We start from the raw sequence: 21,231 nt of genomic DNA, 5'->3' as shown, positions 1-21,231 counted from the left end.
GTATGGCGATTGACATGGACGAGTACATGTTCAATAGTTCAATGAATTTTGAACAAAGGCAACTCCTCCCATGGACAAACGTCTTTCCCTGCTGGCGCTGGGCGCCTTCGCGGTCAGCACCGTCGCTTTCGTTTTTGCCGGGCTCCTGCCTTTGATATCCGATGAGACCGGGGTGACGGTGGCGGAGGCCGGTTATCTCGTATCGGCCTATTCCATGGCCTATGCGCTCGGCACACCGGTGCTTTCCGCGCTTACGGGCGGCATGAACCGGCGCCGCGCCATCGCCCTTGCCTTGAGCTTTTTCGTGCTCGGCAATCTCGTGGCCGCTCTCAGCGGCGGTTTTCTGCCTCTCTTCGGTGCGCAGGTGATCATCGGGCTTGCGGGCGGCCTGTTTGCTGCCACGGCGCAGGCTGCGGCGGTCACGCTCGCAGGGCCTGAGCGGCGGGCCGCCGCGATTTCGGTGGTTGTCGGCGGCACGACATTCGCACTCGCCTTTGGCGCGCCGGCAGGTTCGTTTCTGGCGCATATGGTGGGTTGGCGGGGTGCTTTCGTCATGCTGGCCGTGGTTGGCTTCTTCTGCCTCTCGGCATTGTGGATATGGCTGCCGCGCACGATCGAGGGCACGCATATCCCGCTTTCCGAGCGGGTTCTGGTGGTGCGTCGTCCCGGCATCCTTCTCAGCCTTGCCGTTTCGGTCCTTTACCTTACGGGCGGGTTTGCCGTGATCGCCTATCTCGGGCCAATCGCTACGCAAGGGGTGGGACTTTCTCCGGATTATCTGCCGATGGTGCTTCTGGCCTACGGGTTGGGGGCGATCCTGGGAAATTATGCAAGCGGCCGCCTTGCCGACAGGCTCGGTGCCTCGCGCGTGGTGGTGGGCTCGATGCTTCTGGCCGCGCTTTTCTCGCTTGGCTTTTCGGTGCTGATGCGGTTTGCGCCGGTGAATATTGCCGGGCCGCTTCTCTTTGCCCTCATCGTGCCATGGGGTTTCGTGGGCTGGACGTTTCCGCCTGCGCAGGCGAGCCGGCTTGCGGGGTTTGCACCGGATGTGGCGGGTCTTGCGCTGGCCCTCAACGCTTCGGCCATCTATCTGGGTGTGGCGCTTGGCACGATGGTGGGAGGCCGGGTTCTTGAATATGCCGATGTTTCGGATCTGGGTATCGCCGGGGCCGCTTTCCCGCTGGTCGCATTGATGCTCATGCATCTGGCGCGGCGTGAAAGCCGGCGTGTGGCGCTTATGGGCTGAACGGGCGAGGGCCGGCGCTTATGTGCATATCGCCGGCTTCGCGCCTAAATTCCCGAGGTCGAATTTCATTCCGATTTTCCGGGCTTTCCGCTAACCTTGCGCCAGCAGGGACACAAGTCACTGGCGTCGGGAGCCGCTAGGCGTTATTCGTGGCGTCGGAAACGATCTGGAGTTGAATGAATGCGCTGGAAAGATCGCCGTCAGAGCAGCAATGTCGAGGATCGCCGCAGCGAGGGCGGTGGTAGCGGCGGACTTCCGGGTGGGTTTGGCCGTTCGGGTGGCCGTATGCGCTTACCGGTCGGCAATTCTCGCAGCGCCGGTGGCGGGCTTTCTGGAATCATCATCCTGGTGGTGCTGTTCTTCGTGCTGAAATCCTGCGGCATCGATCCAATCGGCATGCTGACCGGCGATCCGGGCAGCGGCGGGCAGGTCGTGACGCGCCAGACCACGAACAATGGCGGCAGTGGCACTTCGGCGGCCAGTGACGAGATGGCACAGTTCGTGAGCGTCGTTCTGGCCGAGACGGAGGATACCTGGAAGGGTATCTTCGAATCGCAGGGGCTCGATTATCGCGAACCTTCCATGGTGTTGTTCACCGATGCCGTTCGTTCGGCTTGCGGTTATGCTTCCGCAGCCACCGGGCCGTTCTATTGTCCCGGGGATCAGAAAGTTTATCTCGATCTTGGCTTCTTCGATCAGCTGGCGCGCCGTTTCGGCGCCTCCGGCGACTTTGCGCAGGCCTATGTGGTCGCGCACGAAGTGGGCCACCATGTGCAGAACGTGACCGGTATCCTGCCGCGCTTCAACGAGATGCGCCAGCGCATGAGCCAGGCGGAAGCAAACGCCATGTCGATGCGGGTCGAGCTTCAGGCCGATTGTTTTGCCGGTATCTGGGCGCATTACACGGCGCAAAAGGGCCTTCTGGAAGAAGGCGATGTGGAAGAGGCGCTCAATGCAGCCAACCAGATCGGCGACGATACGCTGCAGAAGCGCACCCAGGGCTATGTGGTGCCGGAAAGTTTCAACCATGGTACGTCGGAGCAACGGCGCACCTGGTTTGCGCGGGGGCTCAAGAGCGGACGGTTGGCTGATTGCGATACGTTCAACGAGCCTATCTGAGCCTCGGGCTGGCTGTTCCGCTGCCAAAGGAAAGGCATGACGGAGCATGTTCGGATTGGGAAGAATTCTCGGCCTGCTGGTAGCGTTATCGGGCGGGCTGGTGACCTCGCAGGCACCTGAACTGGCGCAGCAATACCGCCAGCGCATGAATGGCGCCATGAACGAGCTTGGCGGCGTGATCGCCGCCTTCGATCGTGATGCGGCGAACAATAATCTGTCCCGCGCCGATATCCTAAAGGTCTATGACGCTTCGACGGTTCCGGTGCTGAGGGATCGCGGGCTTTCCATGCGCGTGGCGATAGACCGGTACGGCAATCTCATTGCCCAATCGCAGGCGTTCGAAAGCCTCCCGCCCATCATGCGCCCGATAGCATTGCTGAAGAACCCGGACGCGGTTCTTTTCAAGGGAACTGTTTCGGATTTCGAACCGGCCGTACCCGTTACACCGCATGGTCTCGTGTGGACTGCGCTGGGGGTGATTTTCGGCGGTGGGCTGAGCTGGGGTTTAGGCAGGCTTTTCCGGCGTAGAAAGGTGCCTCCCGTGCGCAATATACGTGTATAAAATTAAGAATACCCGTTTAAATTGTTTTTAAGAAGCTCGCCATATGAATGGGCCAACAAAAGGGTTGGCGGTATTGGCTATGCGAGTTTCTTCAAAAGTGCTGCGGCGGTTTCATAGTGGATTGCTGCGGGGGGCTGCAAGGCACGCAGGTCAAGCTTTGCCCGGCAAGGTTAAGGCCCGCTTTAACGGGTACGTTCCGGCGCGCCAGGGGCTTTTGCGCTCCTTCGTGGAGGATCGTGCGGGCAATTTTGCAATTCTTGCCGCGATCTGCAGCATACCGCTTGTGGGGGCCGCGGCGCTTGGGGTCGATTACGCCAATACGAGCCGTGTGCGCACGCAGCTTCAAAACGCACTCGACACGGCCGTGCTCGCCGTTGCCCAGAAGGGCGTCAAGATCAGCGATGACGAAGCCAACCTGATCGCCCGGCGCTTCATGTCCGGCAATCTCGACCCGCAATATGTGAACCTGAAGATGGTGCGCAAGGACACATCTGTCACGCTGGAAGCCGGGGTGGATGTCGGATTGTATTTCGGAGGTATTCTGGGCAAGAAAAGCGTCCCCGTCTTTGCCTCCTCGACGGCCGATCTCGCCATGGTTTCCTATGAAATCGCGCTGGTTCTGGACACTACCGGCTCGATGGCTGGTGGAAAGCTGCAGTCCATGAAGGAGGCCGTGATCGGGCTGATCGAGGATATCTCCAGCCAGGTCACAGATACGGAAAAACTCAAATTCTCGCTGGTCCCGTTTGCCACCTTCGTCAATGTCGGCCCGCAATATGGCCCTGAGTTCGACAAGCATGGCCGGGTCAAGAAAGGAACGGGAGCGGAATGGCTCGATCTCGAGGGCAGCAGCGAGATTCCCCAGCTCGAGCTCAAATCGGGTGTAAGCCGTTTTGAGGTTTTCCATAATCTTGGTCAGGAATGGGCCGGTTGTGTGGAAACCCGCATGCCGTCCAAGAAGGGCGACCACGATACCGATGACACGCCTGTTCTCAAATCGGACAAGGCAAGTTATTTCGTGCCGGCTTTCGCCATCGATGAGCCGAATGAGCGCGGCTACAGCAACGACTATATCAACTCTTCCGTAAATCCGCTCGACAAGTCGCTCACCGGCGAGCTTCGCAAGCTTCTCAAATACGGTGTGGGCGATCTCCTCGGATCGCTGCTTTCTCCCCCAGGCGGCGTCAATATCGAGGGCGGGCGGGGGCCCAATCGGGGCTGCAACATGCAGCCGATCACATCGCTCACCAATGATTACGGGCTTCTGAAGAGTAAGGTCAGTGCGCTGGAAGCCAGCGGCAACACCAATATCATGGAGGGTGTTTCTTGGGGCATGCGGGTCCTGTCGCCGCAGGAACCTTTTGCCGGTGGGGCGGAGCGTCCCGGCCTTGAGAAGGTCATGATCGTTCTCACGGACGGTTCGAATGTGTTTGGAACGACCCGCACGGCACTCGGCTCAAGCTATTCGAGTTTCGGTTATCTCGTGGATGGACGCCTTGACGGGCTGACGGCTGCAAGCAGCTCCAAGATGACCGAAAAGATGAACGAGAAAACGCTTGCTGCCTGCAGCAATGCGAAGAAGAAGCACGACATCAGTATCTACACGATCCGCCTGGAAGAACGCGATACGAATACGGGATCGATGCTGGCGCAATGTGCGAGCGACTCGACGCAATATTTCGACGCGCCGTCGCGCAATCAGCTCAAGGATGTCTTCAAAGCGATCGGCGAGAAGATTGTGAAGCTGCGCCTTTCATCCTGATCGGGATGCCGGACAGGCGAAGCGAAGGTTACGCAATGTCGGCGCCGCACGGAAACGTGCGGCGCTTTTTTGCTCTCACTCAGCCAAGGCGGGCTCGCCGCGGCGGCTACGGATGAGGTTGGCGAAGCGCCGGAAGAGATAGTGCGAATCCTGCGGGCCAGGCGAAGCCTCGGGGTGATGCTGGACCGAAAAGACAGGCCGGCCGGTAATGGTCAGGCCGCAGTTCGAACCGTCGAACAGCGAGACATGGGTCTCCTCGACGCCTTGGGGCAGGGTATCGCCATCCACCGCGAAACCGTGGTTCATGGATACGATTTCCACCTTGCCTGTGGTGAAATCCTTTACCGGGTGGTTCGCGCCATGGTGGCCTTGATGCATCTTCACCGTCTTGGCGCCCAGCGCCAGCGCCAGCATCTGGTGTCCGAGGCAGATGCCAAAGAGCGGAATCTCCGTCTTGAGAAGCTGCTGGATCATGGGAACCGCATATTCGGCGGTAGCGGCGGGGTCGCCAGGGCCGTTCGACAGGAAAATTCCGTCCGGGCGAAGGGCGAGAATATCATCTGCGCTCGTCTTCGCAGGCACGATGGTGACCTTGGCGCCGAGGCCGGCCAGCAGCCGCAGGATATTGCGCTTGGCACCATAGTCCACCGCCACGATATGTGTGGTGGGTTCGTCCTGATTGCCATAGCCTTCATCCCATACCCAGGGTGTTTCGGTCCAGGTCTGGGACTGACCGGAGGTCACCTCCTTCGCAAGGTCGAGGTCGACAAGGCCGGACCATTCGCGGGCCTTTGCCTTGAGGGCATCAACATCGAACACACCGTCGGGATTGTGGGCGATCACGGCATTTGCCGCGCCTTTTTCGCGCAGCAAAGCAGTAAGGGCGCGCGTATCGACGCCGGCAATCGCGACAATACCCCGGCGCTTCAGCCATTCGTCGAAATGGGATGCGGAGCGGTAATTCGAAGGGTTTGAGATATCCGCGCGGAACACGGCCCCCACCGCTCCGGCGCGGGCTGCGGGGTGCAGGTCCTCGATGTCTTCGTCATTGGCGCCGACATTGCCGATATGCGGGAAGGTGAAGGTGACAATCTGCCCGGCATAGGAGGGGTCGGTGAGGATTTCCTCATATCCTGTAAGCGCGGTGTTGAAGCAGAGTTCGCCGACAGCCTGTCCGCCTGCGCCGAGGCCTCGGCCCTCAATCACCGTTCCGTCGGCGAGCACGATCAACGCGGTCGGCCGGGTTTCGCTCCAGGGGGCGGTGCTTGCCATCGGATTGTCTCCATCCTTCGTGTAGCCGGGCGCGCGGTCGCGTCGAGGCGGCTGCGCTCGTGGCCATCTTCGGTACGTGATGCTTGTCGCCTTCCGGTTGTCACTTTTTCCCGCCGAGCGCAAGGGGCTTGAAAGCTTCCTCCACCTACGCCATATGGCGCATCGAATGTGCCAAGGGGTGCGGCGCGGTTCCGTTACTGCCCCGGAAAGGACCGCAATTGTCCGTTCGGGGCGTGGGCGGTCGGCAATGGCTATTGGGTAAATCAGTCTGCTGTAAAATATTTATTCTAATATTTACAGTGACTTATGGGTTTCCCTGTGCTTGCTTCCAAAATTGACCGGCGCTATGTTGCCCCCTGTACGGGAGACTAAGGTAATGCGCGAGATGTTCGCAAAGGCGTTAAATGACGCCGTAAAACAGAAAGACAAACGTCGTATATCGACGCTTCGACTGATTCAGACTGCGATCAAGGATCGCGATATCGCCAATCGCGGTGCGGGCAAAGATCCCGTCAGCGACGAGGATATCCTGCTGATCCTGGCAAAAATGGCCAAACAGCGCGCGGAATCGGCAAAGGCATTCGAGGAGGGCAACCGCCTCGAACTCGCCGAGCAGGAGCGCGAGGAAATCGCCATCATCAAGGAATTCTTGCCCAAGCAGATGTGCGAGGATGACGTGAAGAAGGTGTGTGCCGAGGTGGTGCAGGAAATCGGTGCGGATGGCCTGCGCGACATGGGGCGCTGTATGAATATCCTCAAGGAGAAGTTCTCCGGCCGCATGGATTTCGGCAAGGCGAGCGGCATCGTCAAGAACATGTTGCGCTAGGGTTTTCTGCGCTCTTGACGAAGCAGGACGTTCTTCCTGCCGCATATCCGGCTTGTCAAAACAAAACGGGGCTTCCTGCGAAGGAAGCCCCGTTTTGTTGTGCCCGTCTTGCTCTGCCCCGTCTTGTGCTGGACTGCGCGCCGGGCGTTCAGGCGGCGTTGGCGGAACTGTCTTCCTTGTCGCCCTCAATGTCCTCGATGGAGGAGGGGCGTCCCAGGTAGTAGCCCTGGCCGATCTGACAGAGCTCGCGGCTCAGGAAGCTGGCTTCGCCCGAGGTTTCCACCCCTTCGGCCAGAACTGGCAGGCCGAGCCCACGACCAATACCGAGAACGGCCTTCACGATGGTGGCGGACTGTTCGTTCGTGTCGACCTGACGAATGAAAGACCCGTCGATCTTGATCTTGTCGAAGGGGAAGGCGCGCAGGTTCGACAGGGAGGAATACCCGGTGCCGAAATCGTCCATGGCCACGCGCACGCCGAGCGACTTCAATTGGCGCAGTGTCGTCAGTGCACGATGCATGTCGCGCACCAGAGCGGTTTCGGTGATCTCGATTTCGAGGCGGCGCGGCGAAAGCCCCGTCTCAAGCAGAATGCGATGCACGGTCTGGGTGAAGTTCGGGCTGTGGAGCTGCACGGCCGAGACGTTCACGGCGATGGTCAGGTGGGGCGCCCAGCTGGCGGCCGTGCGGCAAGCGTCTTCCAGTACCCACTCGCCGATGGGAACGATCGCACCGCTTTCCTCGGCAACGGGAACGAAAATCGCCGGGGAAACATTGCCGCGTTCGGGGTGCTTCCAGCGCAGCAGTGCCTCGTATCCCACCACCTCGCCCGTATCGAGGCGCTTCTGCGGCTGGTAGACGAGGCGGAATTCCTTGCGCGAAACGGCATGGCGCAGTTCGTGTTCCATGATGCGGCGCGAACGCGCTTCCTGGCCCATGGCGTGCTCATAGAAGCGATATGTGTCGCGCCCTTCGGATTTTGCGCGGTAGAGCGCCGTGTCGGCATGGCTGATGAGGTTTTCCTGATCCTGGGCGTCCGCGGGATAGAGCGCGATGCCGATGCTCGAGGACATGAGGCCGTCGCTGGTCGCGCGCTCGTTTTCCTTGCGGAAGGCATCGAGAATGTCCTGAGCGAGATCGGCAGCTTCCTCAGGGTCCGAAAGATCCGGTGCAATGACGGCGAATTCGTCGCCGCCCAGGCGCGCCAGAACCTGCCCCTCGCGCAGGACGCTGCCGGCGCATTCGGCAACCTTCTGGAGCATGGCATCGCCGGCGGCGTGGCCGAACAGATCGTTCACTTCCTTGAAGCGATCGAGATCGAGGCACAGCAGTGCGATGGATTTGTCTTCGGCGAGTGCCGCCATCTCCTGTTCAAGTCGGGTGGTGAAGGAGCGGCGGTTGGGCAGGCCCGTGAGCGTATCGTGCATTGCGAGGCGGTGAATGTCGGCCTCGGCTTTCTTGCGCTCGCGAATGTCGCGAACTGCAATCACCGTATGGGGCTTGCCGCCATAGTCGACGACGCGGGTCAGAAGCTCGACCGGAGAGCGGGAACCGTCAACATGGATGAGGTTGCTTTCCCAGATCGGATCCGCGTTGGCGGAAAGACCGGATGAGGGATTGATGGCGCTGAACAGTTCGGTGAAATCGCTGCCGATCATGTCACCCAACGTACGGCCGCTCAGGCGGCAGAGGCTCTTGTTGGCGGTGACGATGGTGGTGTCGTCGCAAACGATCAGCCCTTCGAGCGCTGCATTGGCCAAACCATTCATCCGCCGCTCCTCAAGCTTGGCGCGCTGTGCGTCGCGGATGTCGACCCACAGCGCAAGCCCGGTCAGCATGAGGATGGTGAAGGCGGCGAGCGCCACGGCTGTGGCAAGCCAGTTGGACGGCACGGAGGAGGGGGCGATCACCATGGCCGGGTCGGGATAGATCGACACCGCGCCCATTGCCGTGAAATGCATCGTGCAGATGGCGAGGGTCAGGAGGATCGTGCCGATGACATTGTTCATGCCCGAGGTGCGGCGCATGGCAATGCGGATGGCGGCAGCACCCAGAAATACACCGAAGATCACCGAGGATGTGACGAGCGCCTTGTCCCATACGATGCGGCCTTCCACCTGAAACGCCATCATCCCGGTAAAATGCATCGCTGCCACGCCGGCACCGACGATGGCGCCACCCACCAGATGGTGATCGGTCTTCTGACGCGTGGCGGCGACGGCAATGCCGATACCCGTGACGACCACCGCAATCACCAGCGAAAGCAAGGTGATCGGCATGTCATATGCGTTGGGAATGCCGGGTGAGAACGACAACATGGCCACGAAGTGCGTGGCCCAGACGCCGAAACCGAAGGAAAGCGCTGAAACCAGCGTCCAGACGAGCCGCATCTGCCCGCGGGCCTTGCGCATATGCTGGAGGATGTTGACTGCTGCAAAGGAGGCGATCGCCCCGATCACCCCAGCAAGTAAGACCAAGGTTAAATTGTGGTCGTTAACAATGCAATTGTAGACTGTAAGCACTTTGCCCCACCGCGCTGACTGGTCGTCCTTGCGTCGATTTATTGCCTTTACGCCAAGGACTGAAATTTGCCCGATACTTGATACTTGCCCTCAATTCTGATGCGGTAGCACGTCAGATTTGAACAATCGGTTAAGTTGTATGACGGCCAATTGGCGCATGTTGTGAATTACGTGCAGAAGTGCTGCCTCGATTCGCTTCCTGGGACGCGCATGCTTATATGATGGTCCTGCACTCTTCCGGCCGCCAGAACCATGCGCTTTTCGAACTCATTCCTCGACGAACTTCGCGATCGCGTTCCCATTTCGCAGGTCGTCGGTTCGCGTGTGACATTCGACCGGCGCAAGACAAATGCATCGCGTGGCGACTACTGGGCTTGTTGCCCGTTTCACGGCGAGAAATCGCCGAGCTTTCACTGCGAGGACCGCAAGGGCCGCTACCATTGCTTCGGGTGCGGCGTTTCTGGCGATCATTTCAAGTTTCTCTCCGAGCTCGACGGGATCAGCTTTCCCGAGGCCGTCGAACGGGTGGCCGATATGGCCGGCGTGGCGATGCCCGAACGCGACCCGCAGGCGGAACAACGGGAGAAAAAGCGTGCGTCGCTGACCGATGTCATGGATATGGCAGCTCGCTTCTTCGAGGAATCTCTTCAGGCGCAGGCCGGCGCGGCAGCGCGGGCCTATCTGCGCGGACGCGGGCTTTCGAGCGCGACACAACAGTCTTTCCGGCTTGGCTATGCGCCATCCAGCCGCAATGCGCTCAAGGAATATCTGGCAGGCAAGGGGGCTTCGAAAGATCAGATCGAAGCCTGCGGCCTCGTCGTGTTCGGTCCCGACATTCCCGTGTCCTATGATCGCTTCCGGGACCGGGTAATGTTTCCCATCGAGGATGCACGCGGGCGCGTGATCGCCTTCGGCGGGCGCGCCTTGTCTTCGGATGTCCCTGCGAAATATCTGAACTCTCCGGACACGGAGCTCTTTCACAAGGGCAATGTGCTCTACAATCTGGCGCAGGCGCGCCGGGCCGCCGCCAAGGGCGAGACAGTGATCGCGGTCGAAGGGTATATGGACGTGATCGGTCTTGCGCAGGCGGGGTTCGAAAACGCCGTGGCGCCGCTCGGCACCGCGCTGACCGAAAACCAGCTCGATCTTCTGTGGCGCATGACCGGTGAGCCGGTTTTGTGCTTCGACGGTGATGATGCGGGATTGAAAGCGGCCTGGCGGGCAGCCGATCTGGCACTGCCCCTCGTGCAGCCGGGGCGCAGCCTGCGCTTTGCGCTCCTGCCTGAAGGAAAAGACCCCGACGACATCGTGCGTGAAAGCGGGCCGGATGCCTTTGCGTCGGCGCTGTCGAGCGCCCGTCCTCTCGCTGATGTCCTGTGGATGCGGGAGACCACGGGCAAGATGTTCGATACGCCGGAGCGCCGGGCCGAGCTGGAGAAGAACCTTCAGTCGCTCACGGCGCGGATCGCCGATGAGAATCTGCGCCGGCATTATGCGCAAGACATGCGCGAACGGGCGCGTGCCTTCTTCGGCAATGAGGCGCCGCGGCGCGGTCAGGGTGGTTTCGACCGGCAGGGTGGGCGTGGCGGACGCGGCGGCGGTGGCGGTCGGCCCGGCGGCGCCTCCGGGCGGCTTGCGGTGTCGGAAAGCCTTGCCCGTTCCGCATTGGTGCGCAGCACCGCCCAATCCATGCCATTGCGCGAGGCGACGCTGATGGTGTCCCTCGTCAACCACCCGGAGCTCATCGACGCCTATTTCGATGCGGTCGAGCAGATGGAGGTGACGAGCGGCGATCTCGGTCGCTTGCGTTCCGCCGTGTTCGATGCGGTGGCGCATAATCCGACGCACGATCGGGCCTTGCTTCTTTCCGCCATCGAAGCGGCGGGCCTGACGGCGATATGGAAGCAGGCCGAGGCGCGTGTGAAGTCCGCCTATCAGTGGCCCGCACTGGAAACGGCGGCGCTGGAGGATGCGCGGGAAGCCTTCGCCCAGACGCTGCACTTGCACCGGCGCGCAAGCTCTCTACATAAGGAACTGAAAGCGGCCGAACTGGCGCTTGCGACGGATTGGAACGAAGAGGATGCGCGGCACCTGGTTGAAATCCAGGCGGAGCTGAGCAACCTGCAGGCGACCGAAGCGCTGATCGAAGGCTTTGGCCTCCTTTCCGGACGCGCGAATCGCTCCTGACAGGAACGAAGGTTCGAATGCCGGGCTGAGGGCTTGAAGAGTGGTCAAAGGGGCTTATTTGGCTTCTGATTCGCTTTTTTGCCACGAATCATGGCACTGCGTCTTGACCTGCGGACGGATTAACGGAATCAGGATCGATTCGAGAAATTGCGCCACTTCATGATGTGCGGCGCGGCAGGGCAGAAGCAAAATAGCGGAATTCGACGTCACAGGGAGTCCGTCCAGGCATCAAGCCAGGCATCAGGGTTAATCGGGCTTTAACGCGGCCAACGATAAATCACGAATCAGAATGCAGGATGTCGTTGCGTTACGGCGCAGCGACGGCGACGGGGGAAAGCAGGACCCCCGCTCGGTTGGAGAAGACACAGCATGGCGACAAAAGAGAAGGAAGAGGTCGAGAACGAACGCGAAGGGTCCGATGGCCCGCTGCTCGACCTTTCCGACGACGCAGTCAAGAAAATGATCAAGGCCGCAAAGAAGCGCGGCTATGTCACGATGGACGAGCTTAATGCTGTCCTTCCCTCCGGCGAGGTCAGCTCCGAGCAGATCGAAGACACGATGGCGATGCTCTCCGACATGGGCATCAACGTCGTGGAGGACGATGAGGAAGTCGAGGACAACGATTCGTCCAACGAGGAGAGCGAGGAAAGCAACGAACTCGCGCCTTCAGCCGGTACTGCGGTTGCTACCGCCGCCAAAAAGGAGCCGACGGACCGCACCGATGATCCCGTGCGTATGTATCTGCGCGAGATGGGATCGGTGGAGCTGTTGTCGCGTGAGGGCGAAATCGCCATCGCGAAACGCATCGAGGCCGGTCGCGAGACGATGATTGCGGGGCTTTGCGAAAGCCCGCTGACCTTCCAGGCGTTGATCATCTGGCGTGACGAGTTGAACGAAGGCAAGATTCTCCTGCGTGAGATCATCGACCTCGAGGCCACCTATGCCGGCCCGGAGGCCAAGCAGGCCCCGGTCGTGCAGCGTCCCGACGAGGAAGACAAGCAGGCGGCGGAAAAGCCGAAGCGTGGCCGCGGTGAGGACGATATTACCGATGTCGGCGGCGAGAGCCGCCCTGAGGAAGAGGACGATGAGGAGGACGAGGCCAATCTGTCGCTGGCAGCGATGGAAGCCGAGCTCAAGCCCGGCGTCATGGAAACGCTGGACTTCATCGCCGACACCTACAAGAAGCTGCGCAAGCTGCAGGATCAGGAAGTCGAATCCAGCCTGGCCGATGGCGACAGCCTTTCGGCCAGCCAGGAGCGCCGCTACAAGCAGCTGAAGAGCGAGCTCATCACCTCGGTGAAATCGCTGTCGCTCAACAATGCCCGTATCGAGACGCTGGTCGAGCAGCTTTACGACATCAACAAGCGCCTCGTGCAGAACGAGGGACGCCTGCTGCGCCTGGCCGAGAGCTATGGTGTGAAGCGCGAGGACTTCCTGAAGGAATATCAGGGCTCCGAACTCGATCCCAACTGGGCCGAACGCATCGCCACGCTTTCTTCGAAGGGGTGGAGGGAGTTTACGCAGAACGAGCCGAAAGCCATCGACGATCTGCGCTCAGAGATTCAGAATCTTGCGCAGGAAACAGCCATTTCCATCGGCGAATTCCGTCGCATCGTGAATCAGGTGCAGAAGGGCGAGCGCGAAGCCGCCATCGCCAAGAAGGAGATGGTGGAGGCCAATCTGCGCCTCGTGATCTCCATCGCCAAGAAATACACGAACCGTGGCCTGCAGTTCCTGGATCTGATCCAGGAAGGCAACATTGGTCTGATGAAGGCGGTGGACAAGTTCGAGTATCGCCGCGGCTACAAGTTCTCCACCTATGCGACATGGTGGATCAGGCAGGCGATCACCCGTTCGATCGCCGACCAGGCCCGCACGATCCGCATTCCGGTGCACATGATCGAGACGATCAACAAGATCGTGCGCACCTCGCGCCAGATGCTGCATGAGATCGGTCGTGAGCCGACCCCTGAGGAGCTGGCCGAGAAACTCGCCATGCCGCTTGAGAAAGTGCGCAAGGTGCTGAAGATTGCCAAGGAGCCGATCTCGCTCGAAACGCCGGTGGGCGACGAGGAGGATTCGCATCTGGGCGATTTCATTGAGGACAAGGGCGCGGTTCTGCCGATCGATGCGGCCATTCAGGCCAATCTGCGCGAGACCACGACGCGGGTTCTCGCCTCGCTGACGCCGCGTGAAGAGCGTGTGCTGCGCATGCGTTTCGGCATCGGCATGAACACCGACCACACGCTGGAGGAAGTCGGCCAGCAGTTCTCGGTTACGCGTGAGCGTATTCGCCAGATCGAGGCCAAGGCGCTCAGGAAGCTCAAGCATCCGAGCCGTTCGCGCAAGCTGCGCAGCTTCCTCGATAGCTGAGACCGGAGTAGACGGCCGTTTGGCCAGAGAAGTGTCATTGGAAGCCGGGCGCATGCGCCCGGTTTTTCATTTCCGGAATTGCCACCGCTTGACGAACCGACCTTCCGATGTTCCAGAAAAACATGCGACAGACAATTATCCGCATTTCCACATCCGGGGCCGGACTTTACGAATTCACCGAGCGTGTGCGGCGCTTCGTGGACGAGAGCTGCGTGGAAACCGGGCTTCTGACGGTCTTTGTGCGGCATACATCCTGTTCGCTGATGATCCAGGAAAATGCGGACGTGGACGTTCAGCGCGATTTGAGCGCGTTCTTTCACCGTCTTGTGCCGCCGTCGGACGACCCGTCCATGGGATGGGTGGTGCATCGCCATGAGGGGCCGGATGACATGCCCGCTCACATCAAGTCTGCCCTGACCCAGACATCCATCGGGATTCCCGTGTCGGATGGGCAAGTGATGCTTGGCACCTGGCAGGGCCTTTATCTCTTCGAGCATCGAGCCAATCCGCACCGGCGCGAGGTGGTTCTGCATATCGGCTAGGGCATTTTGCGCCCGGGCGGTTACGCCTGACATTCGCATAAGTTGGGAAAACAAGGGATGGAGCATCCTTTGTACTTCCGAATGGGCAGGCAATGGATGTTCGGGCGATGCGCGATCTTTATCCTGGAACCGGTTTCCTCGGCCGGGAGACATGTTTTAGAATGCATCAGACAGAAACGGGAGTATGGGCATGTCATTTCTGAAGCGCCTTTTCGGCGGCGGTGAAACGGGTGCGACGGCGGGCGCGGACACACCTGCCGGCGCAGCCGTGGAACACAAGGGGTTCACCATCCAACCGACGCCCTTCTCCGAAGGCGGACAGTACCAGACCTGCGCGATGATCACCAAGGAAGTCGATGGCGTGGTCAAGGAACATCGGCTTGTGCGGGCCGACCGGTTTCCGAGCGCCGACCTTGCCGTCGAACATTCGATCCGGAAAGGTCGCCAGGTGATCGATGAACAGGGCGAAGCGATCTTCCGGTAAATCTGCACACCTGCTTGTGCGGGCGTTCCGGCCCGCCTTTGCTTTGATTGGGTGTCAATCGAAAGCCTGAAAGGAAAGACCATTCTTACCCTGGCCGCTTCCCTGTTTCCGCTCTTTTGCTGGGGCTTCTACACCATGTTCGCCACCTGGCTGGAAAAGCGGCGGCCATCGCTTTCAACCATCATGGCGGAGCAACGCAAGCGCTGGGTGCGCAATGCGGTGCGGCGCGATACGCCGCTCGACGCGATCCTTTCGGGCAATCTGATGAGTGCGGTGTCGTTTTTTGCCTCGACCACAGTGCTGATCATTTTGGCGGTCATTGCGGTGTTCGGCCAGATCGATGCGGTTCATGAGGCGGTGTCTCTGATGCAACCGGATTCGGATATCACCAAGACGGCCATCGAGCGGCATCTGGTCATGTTCCTCATCATGTTTCTGATGGGCTTCATGGCGTTCACGCTGTCGCTGCGCCAGTTCAACCATTTCTGCATCCTGCTTGGAGCCGCTGATCAAACGGGCGAGGGCGATCCGGAGGAAGTCCGGGTGATGGCAAGCATCAACACGATTGCCGCGCGCAACTTCAACAAGGGGATCCGCACCTATTATTTCGCGATCGGCATGATCGCGTGGTTTGTGTCCATCTGGGCAGCCATAGGTGTTTCTGTCGCGGTCTTCGCCTCGATCCTTTACCGCGAGTTCTTTTCCGCTGCGCGCGACCTTGCTGCCGGCCTCAAGACCTACGACGCGCCCTGAGACGAGGGCGCGCCGTAAAGCCTTATTTTCCGACGAAAGCCCAGCGAAACCCGAACGGATCGCGGACTTCGCCATAACGGTCTCCCCAGAAGGCTTTTTCCAACGGAACCAGCACTTCGACGCCAGCGCCGATGGCGCGGGCCCACCAGCTGTCGACCTCTTCGCCGAGCGTGAGGGTCAGGGTGAAGCCCTGCGGGGTAACAGCAGGTTGACCGTATTCGGGATAGGGATCGCAAAGCATGATAGATGCTTCGTGGATATAGAGGTGGATGTGCATGGTGCGCCCCTGATCGTCTTCAGGCTGACGAAACACTTCGCGCGCGCCGAACGCTTCCTCGTAGAACCGCGCGGCGCGGGAGGCGCCGTCGACCATGAGATAGGGAACCACGCCGCCTTTGACCTGCGGCATTTCCAGTGTGTCTGCTTGCATTTGCGACATTGTCTTCTCTTCTTGAAAGGCACCAATGGCGGGCCTTGTCAGGAGGACGAATGGGCGCGGGCCAATCCGACAGCGCCGATGCAATTCAGGCGGAATTTTTTTTTGACAGCTTGTCCAGATGCTGGCGAATGTGGGCGGCCTCGGCCGGAGTACGCGCTAAAGCGATGGCGCGGCCGAAGGCTTCGCGGGCTTCGCCGGCACGGCCAAGCTCGCTCAGATAAGCACCGCGCACGCCGTGATAGTAGAAGTATCCCGAAAGGCGTTCGGCAAGTGGCGCGATCAGGTCGAGTGCGCTCTGCGCGCCGTTCATCTTTGAAATAGCGACCGAGCGGTTCAATGTGATCACGGGCGAGGGCTGGAGACGTTCCAGCATCTGGTAGAGAAGGTCGATCTCCTCCCAATCCGTGTCTTCCGGCTTCGCCGCGCGCGCGTGAAGCGCGGCTATTGCCGCCTGTACCTGATAGACGCCCGGCGCCCTGTGACGCAGGGCTTTCTCCACCAGCGCCAGCCCCTCGTCGATCTGCGACCGGTTCCAGAGATTGCGGTCCTGGTCGTCGAGAAGGACGGCGTTACCCTCGGCGTCGACACGTGCTTTTGAACGGGCATGCTGGAGAAGCATCAGGGCCAGAAGGCCCATGATCTCCGGTTCGGCGGGAAAAAGGCGCAGCAAGAGGCGGGCAAGGCGGATTGCCTCCTCGCAAAGCGAGGCGCGAACCATATCCGCGCCGCCGGAGGCCGAGTATCCTTCGTTGAAAACCAGATAGAGCATGGCGGCAACGGCTCCGAGGCGTGTTGCCCGTTCTGCAGCATCCGGTGCCGCGAAGGGTATGTTGGCCTGCGAAACCCGCCGCTTGGCCCGGGTAATTCTCTGCTCCATGGCTTTCTCATTGACGAGAAAGGCGCTCGCGATTTCCCGCACCGAGAGGCCGGAGACGATCCGCAGGGCAAGCGCCACCTGCTGGGTGGCCGGCAGGTCGGGATGGCAGCAGACGAACATGAGGCGCAGAATGTCGTCCCGGTAATGCGCATCGTCGAGCCGCTCTGCCATATCGGCTTCCACGTCTTCCAGATCGGAGATGCGTTCCTCGTCGGGCAGGGCGGTGTTGCGGCTGTCGCGGCGCAGATGGTCGAGTGTGGCGTTGCGGCCAACAAAAATCAGCCAGGCGGCCGGGTCTCGCGGCGGACCGTTGACAGGCCAGCTCTTCATGGCCCTGAGGCAGGCTTCCTGAAACGCCTCCTCAGCCCGGTCGAGATCGCGGAAATAGCGCAGAAGTGCTGCAACCGCCTGCGGTCGCGCGCCCGTCAGTGCATTCTCGATCCAGGCCAGTTCCGTCATGATGCGAGCGTTTCCTTTCCACTCAGATTACCCGTCTGGAAAATGCTCATCGGGCGAATTTCGAAGGTGCAGGTGTTTTCCCCTTCCTTCATGCGCTTGGCGAAGTCGATGACCTCTTCAAGGCTTTCGCAATCGACCACATAGAAACCGAGCAACTGTTCCTTGGTCTCGGCGAACGGCCCGTCGAGCACGAGCTGCTCGTCGCCGGAATTTCGGATCGTGGTGGCGGCGGAGGTGGGAAGCAGGCGCAGGGCAGGGCCCATCCGCCCCTTGTCGACAAGCTCCTGCTGGACCTTGTGGCGCTTGGCCAGAACGGCATCGTCTTCTTCCTTCGTCCAGGACATGACGACGTCTTCATCGTGGTAGCAGAGGATGGCGTAGAGCATTCCGGTTCCTTTCCTTGCTTCAAGACGTGCGAGCTTGCCGCAATCCGACATGCCGCGTCGAGATTTTTTCCCGATCAGCCAAAAAGAGTGCGTCACGGCGGTGTTTTGCCGGTTTTCTTCGTTTCGGGTGTTTTCAGCCGGGGCCAAAAGTTCTACTGGGTCCTTTTGAGCCGCATGGGTGCCGAGGGTGTTTAGGCCGAAGCATCGCGCTTGCCGAAAACCGGCTTCGGTTTTCGGGTCGGTGCGCTAAGCGCCATCCACCGGAATATTTCGCAGAAAACTTTCTCCTGGCGCGCAATCCTGATAGCTGGAAGCCGCGTCAGAAACCGAGGGCCAGCCATGTTCGCCAACACCTTTCCCGACCGCGCGTTGATCGCCGAAACCGTGGCCAAGATGCTGCTCGAAATCAAAGCGGTGCACTTTCGCGCCGACGAGCCATATACTTTCACTTCGGGGCTTGCGAGCCCCGTTTACATAGATTGCCGCAAGTTGATCTCCTATCCGCGCATCCGTTCAGGCGTGATCGATTTCGCCGCCTCGGTGGTGCTGCGCGATGCGGGTTTCGAGAAGTTCGATGCGGTGGCTGGCGGTGAGACTGCCGGCATCCCGTTTGCCGCCTGGTTGTCCGATCGGCTGGCCCTGCCGATGCTTTATGTCCGCAAGAAGCCGAAGGGCTTCGGCCGCGATGCCCAGATCGAAGGCAATCTGAAGGAAGGCGCGCGCCTGCTTCTGGTCGAGGATCTGACGACCGACGGTGGCTCCAAGCTGAAGTTCGCCGAGGCGATCCGCCGTGCAGGGGCCGAAGTCACCGATACGTTCGCCGTTTTCTACTACGACATCTTCCCCGAAACGCCGAAGCGCCTCGAGGATGCGGGCATGCGTCTTCACTATCTCACCACCTGGTGGGATGTGCTCGGCGTTGCCCGCAAGGAAAAGCTCTTCGACGAGAAGACGCTCTCGGAAGTCGAGAAATTTCTCAACTCGCCGCTCGAATGGTCGGGGGTGAATGGCGGGATTTCCTCGCTCGGCTGACGAGCGGCGCCAGATATAAAGAGACCCGACCGGAGGAGGGAACGTCCGGTCGGGCTCCTTCCGCTTTTCCCTTTGACGCGGGTACGCAGCGGAAGTTTCAGGTCGGGATCGGCTCCAGCCTTTCGGGAAGGTCGGAGCCGATCTTTTTTAGCTCTCTCAAAATGGAAGAGAGCTTCTCGCCGGTCTTGAACATGCCGGCTTTTGCAGTGTGGATCGCAGTGCGATCGTTCGCTGGTTTCAGACCGCTGTTTTCCGGCAGCAAAAGCCTTTAGTTAGCGCTCGCCACCGGGGCGACAAGTGGCGTGATGCGGCGCAGAGCCACGCGACGGTTCTGCCGTTCGCGTTCCTGGGTGTCGATCTTCAGGTAGCGCTCACCGTAGCCCTGGGTAACGAGATTTTCCGGCGGGATGCCGAAAACATCGGTGAGGGCACGGGCCACCGATTCCGCGCGGCGATCGGAAAGCGCGAGGTTCGAAAGATCGGAGCCGACCGCATCCGTGTGACCTTCGATCAGGAAGGTTTCAGCCGGATTGTCTTTCAGCATCCGCTCGATGGCCGTGGCGATGGCCTCCAGCTCATCGATCTCGCTTTCGTCGATATCCGCCGAGCCGAAGGCGAATTCGATGGTGTCGAGATCCACGCGACGCACCATGTCACGCACGCGGGCCGAACGCTTCACCTCCTCCAGCGAATAGATGCGCTGCACGGTTTCGACGGGCGGCTTCTCAAGGAACGTGTAGTAGATGTTGGGATCCTCGACCCGTTCGGCTTCCAGAATATAGTCGCTGACGGGAATGGTCAGGCGCAGCGGCGGCAGATCTTCTGCCGGATCGCGCCAGCGATCGCCTCGGTCCAGACGCTCATCTGGAACGAAGACGAGAACCTGTTCACGACCTTCGGGTGTCACACGGACGCGGCGGATCACGTCGCCATAGCGGTTTCGCACCGTGATGAGCTTCACCCCATTGGGGCGTGTGACGACCTCGCGCACACGGCCGCGCGGCAGCTCCTCATAATAGACCTCATCCCTGTCGCGGATGAGGCGGTCGCTGTCCGGGCTTTCGACAAAGATCTGGTTGTTGATCTCGATGATCGTGCGGTTATCGTTGAACTGCTTCACAACCTCCGTTCCCTCGGGACGCTGGCGCATCTCGCGGCGTCGTTCGCGACGCTCTTCGCGCGTGCGTCCCATGTCGATCCGTTGGCCCTGATCCTTCAGGATGCCCTGAATCTCGTTGCGCAACGTCTCGACATTGATGGTTTCTGTCTGCGCCTCCGCATCGTTGGCAGGAGGCGGGGTTGCAGCCTTCTTGCCGGCCGAAGAGGGGGCAGCCTCTGGTGTTCCGTTGGATGCAGGGACTTCGGCGTTTTCGCCTCCGTCGCCCTTCTTCTGACTGTCGAGGACAGGGGCGGCATTTTCAGGCAGGACTTGCTGACCCGCATCGGCAGGCTGTTCCATTTTGGGTTCCTGCGGCGCGCCTTCCGAGCGCGGAGAAGGAGCCGGTACGGGGGTATTCCCCGCATCGGGAGCAGGGGGTGCCGGCGTGGGTGCTTCAGGTGTGCTGCTTTCTGCCGGAGTCTCCGGTTTTGCGGGCTGTTCGGCAGGCACAGGCTTTCTCGGTACGCGGGGCTTGGTTGCTTCGCGCGGTTCCTGCTTCGGTTCGGGGGAGGCCTCTTTGCGTGCCGGCTGTTCTGCTTCAGGAGCAGGTGCTTCCTGTGCGCCGGAGCGCTTTTCGTTCTCTGACGGCTGGCTGGCTTCCGGTCTGCGGTTGGATTCCTCGCTCCGGGGACGCTCGCGGCGCTGCTGCGCGCGAGGAGCTGGCTCTGCCGGTTGTGCGGGCGTTGCCCCTTCGGGTTGCGCAGGCTTTTCCTCAGCCTTGGGGGCAGGCTCAGGCGTTGCAGGCTTGGCTGGTTCGGCGGGCGCGGCCGGAGGCGTCTCTTCCCTCACTTCAGGCTTTTCCGGCTTCACTTTAGGCTTGGCCGGGCGTTCCTCTGCCGACGCGGGCTTCTTTGCCTCGGGTTTGGCTTCAGGGGCGGGCGGGGTTTCTGGGGCCTTCGGTTCACCCCTTTTTTCACCGCGTTCCCGACCGGGAGCTTCTTCGCGCTGCTCACCCTTATCCTGCCGCTTCTTCAACAGGGCGCGCCAAGCCTCTTCGCTCATCCCTTCCGGCTTTTCAGCCTGAGCCAGGATGATGCCTGCCTTTTGCGCCATGGAAGGCGCAGCAGACATTGCAAGCGGTGCTGCAGCCAGAAGAAGGCCAAGGGCCGTTTTCGACATGATGCGCTTTCGCGTGTTCATTAAACTCTCCTTGATCGGGGGTGTCCCATCGCGGACTAAACAGGCGAGATGGCGCAAGGTTCCGGTATCGCGACAAATGAGAGCTGATCGAT

General features: G+C 60.5%; 17 protein-coding genes. 11 read left to right on the top strand and 6 right to left on the bottom strand.

Annotated features, from left to right (window positions below; genetic code table 11):
* Nucleotides 1-70 precede the first annotated feature (70 nt).
* The 4 genes from NA8A_RS05775 to NA8A_RS05760 all read left to right on the top strand — a co-directional run bounded on the left by NA8A_RS05775 (nucleotide 71) and on the right by NA8A_RS05760 (nucleotide 4,689).
* On the top strand, nucleotides 71-1,246 hold the full coding sequence (locus NA8A_RS05775) for an MFS transporter (RefSeq protein WP_009449702.1): 1,176 nt from the start codon (nucleotides 71-73) through the stop codon (nucleotides 1,244-1,246).
* 180 nt (nucleotides 1,247-1,426) lie between these two features.
* Nucleotides 1,427-2,365: a KPN_02809 family neutral zinc metallopeptidase gene (ypfJ, locus tag NA8A_RS05770; protein WP_009449701.1), complete on the top strand. Its 939-nt coding sequence runs from the start codon at nucleotides 1,427-1,429 to the stop codon at nucleotides 2,363-2,365.
* Between the two features lie 46 nt (nucleotides 2,366-2,411).
* Nucleotides 2,412-2,927: a DUF2937 family protein gene (locus NA8A_RS05765; protein ID WP_009449700.1), complete on the top strand. Its 516-nt coding sequence runs from the start codon at nucleotides 2,412-2,414 to the stop codon at nucleotides 2,925-2,927.
* A gap of 157 nt (nucleotides 2,928-3,084) precedes the next feature.
* Nucleotides 3,085-4,689: a TadE/TadG family type IV pilus assembly protein gene (locus NA8A_RS05760; RefSeq protein ID WP_009449699.1), complete on the top strand. Its 1,605-nt coding sequence runs from the start codon at nucleotides 3,085-3,087 to the stop codon at nucleotides 4,687-4,689.
* A 75-nt stretch (nucleotides 4,690-4,764) separates the two neighbouring features.
* Here the strand turns inward: NA8A_RS05760 and carA are convergent, their stop codons facing one another.
* Nucleotides 4,765-5,961 (bottom strand): glutamine-hydrolyzing carbamoyl-phosphate synthase small subunit, encoded by a 1,197-nt coding sequence (gene carA / locus NA8A_RS05755; protein WP_009449698.1) that lies wholly within the window; start codon nucleotides 5,959-5,961, stop codon nucleotides 4,765-4,767.
* A 376-nt stretch (nucleotides 5,962-6,337) separates the two neighbouring features.
* Between carA and NA8A_RS05750 the strand changes: the two genes are divergently transcribed.
* Nucleotides 6,338-6,787 carry a GatB/YqeY domain-containing protein gene (locus tag NA8A_RS05750; RefSeq protein WP_009449697.1) on the top strand — a complete coding sequence of 150 codons (450 nt, stop codon included), beginning with the start codon at nucleotides 6,338-6,340 and terminating at the stop codon, nucleotides 6,785-6,787.
* A 148-nt stretch (nucleotides 6,788-6,935) separates the two neighbouring features.
* Here the strand turns inward: NA8A_RS05750 and NA8A_RS05745 are convergent, their stop codons facing one another.
* Entirely contained in the window at nucleotides 6,936-9,308 is a 2,373-nt protein-coding gene (locus tag NA8A_RS05745) for an EAL domain-containing protein (RefSeq protein WP_040671876.1), read from the bottom strand.
* Between the two features lie 252 nt (nucleotides 9,309-9,560).
* On the opposite strand from NA8A_RS05745, the gene dnaG reads away from it, so the two are divergent.
* The 5 genes from dnaG (at nucleotide 9,561) to NA8A_RS05720 (ending at nucleotide 15,647) form a co-directional block, all read left to right on the top strand.
* Nucleotides 9,561-11,495 carry a DNA primase gene (gene dnaG, locus NA8A_RS05740; protein WP_009449695.1) on the top strand — a complete coding sequence of 645 codons (1,935 nt, stop codon included), beginning with the start codon at nucleotides 9,561-9,563 and terminating at the stop codon, nucleotides 11,493-11,495.
* A 369-nt stretch (nucleotides 11,496-11,864) separates the two neighbouring features.
* Nucleotides 11,865-13,868 (top strand): RNA polymerase sigma factor RpoD, encoded by a 2,004-nt coding sequence (gene rpoD / locus NA8A_RS05735; protein ID WP_009449694.1) that lies wholly within the window; start codon nucleotides 11,865-11,867, stop codon nucleotides 13,866-13,868.
* Between the two features lie 122 nt (nucleotides 13,869-13,990).
* The gene (locus tag NA8A_RS05730; protein ID WP_009449693.1) at nucleotides 13,991-14,410 is read left to right on the top strand and encodes a secondary thiamine-phosphate synthase enzyme YjbQ; all 420 of its coding nucleotides are present in this window, start codon (nucleotides 13,991-13,993) and stop codon (nucleotides 14,408-14,410) included.
* Nucleotides 14,411-14,600: 190 nt separating this feature from the next.
* Nucleotides 14,601-14,894: an HlyU family transcriptional regulator gene (locus NA8A_RS05725; RefSeq protein ID WP_040671953.1), complete on the top strand. Its 294-nt coding sequence runs from the start codon at nucleotides 14,601-14,603 to the stop codon at nucleotides 14,892-14,894.
* 51 nt (nucleotides 14,895-14,945) lie between these two features.
* Nucleotides 14,946-15,647 (top strand): DUF599 domain-containing protein, encoded by a 702-nt coding sequence (locus tag NA8A_RS05720; protein WP_009449691.1) that lies wholly within the window; start codon nucleotides 14,946-14,948, stop codon nucleotides 15,645-15,647.
* A 22-nt stretch (nucleotides 15,648-15,669) separates the two neighbouring features.
* Here NA8A_RS05720 and NA8A_RS05715 read toward each other — a convergent pair whose 3' ends face one another.
* The 3 genes from NA8A_RS05715 to NA8A_RS05705 form a co-directional block, all read right to left on the bottom strand.
* Nucleotides 15,670-16,086 carry a VOC family protein gene (locus tag NA8A_RS05715; RefSeq protein WP_009449690.1) on the bottom strand — a complete coding sequence of 139 codons (417 nt, stop codon included), beginning with the start codon at nucleotides 16,084-16,086 and terminating at the stop codon, nucleotides 15,670-15,672.
* 85 nt (nucleotides 16,087-16,171) lie between these two features.
* Nucleotides 16,172-17,422, bottom strand: coding sequence for an RNA polymerase sigma factor (locus NA8A_RS05710; protein ID WP_009449689.1), 1,251 nt, complete (start codon nucleotides 17,420-17,422; stop codon nucleotides 16,172-16,174).
* Nucleotides 17,419-17,808 (bottom strand): YciI family protein, encoded by a 390-nt coding sequence (locus tag NA8A_RS05705; protein ID WP_040671951.1) that lies wholly within the window; start codon nucleotides 17,806-17,808, stop codon nucleotides 17,419-17,421. The genes NA8A_RS05710 and NA8A_RS05705 overlap by 4 nt, the downstream gene beginning before the upstream one ends.
* Nucleotides 17,809-18,147: 339 nt before the next feature.
* On the opposite strand from NA8A_RS05705, the gene NA8A_RS05700 reads away from it, so the two are divergent.
* Complete coding sequence (locus NA8A_RS05700; protein ID WP_009449687.1) at nucleotides 18,148-18,840, top strand: orotate phosphoribosyltransferase; 693 nt, start codon at nucleotides 18,148-18,150, stop codon at nucleotides 18,838-18,840.
* Nucleotides 18,841-19,108: 268 nt separating this feature from the next.
* On the opposite strand, the gene NA8A_RS05695 is transcribed toward NA8A_RS05700, so the two are convergent.
* Complete coding sequence (locus tag NA8A_RS05695) at nucleotides 19,109-21,139, bottom strand: OmpA family protein (RefSeq protein WP_009449686.1); 2,031 nt, start codon at nucleotides 21,137-21,139, stop codon at nucleotides 19,109-19,111.
* Between the last annotated feature and the right edge of the window lie 92 nt (nucleotides 21,140-21,231).

Source organism: Nitratireductor indicus C115, assembly GCF_000300515.1.
Taxonomy (GTDB): Bacteria; Pseudomonadota; Alphaproteobacteria; order Rhizobiales; family Rhizobiaceae; genus Nitratireductor; species Nitratireductor indicus.
The sequence above is the reverse complement of the archived record's forward strand: the minus strand, read 5'-3'. Positions and strand labels throughout refer to the sequence as shown.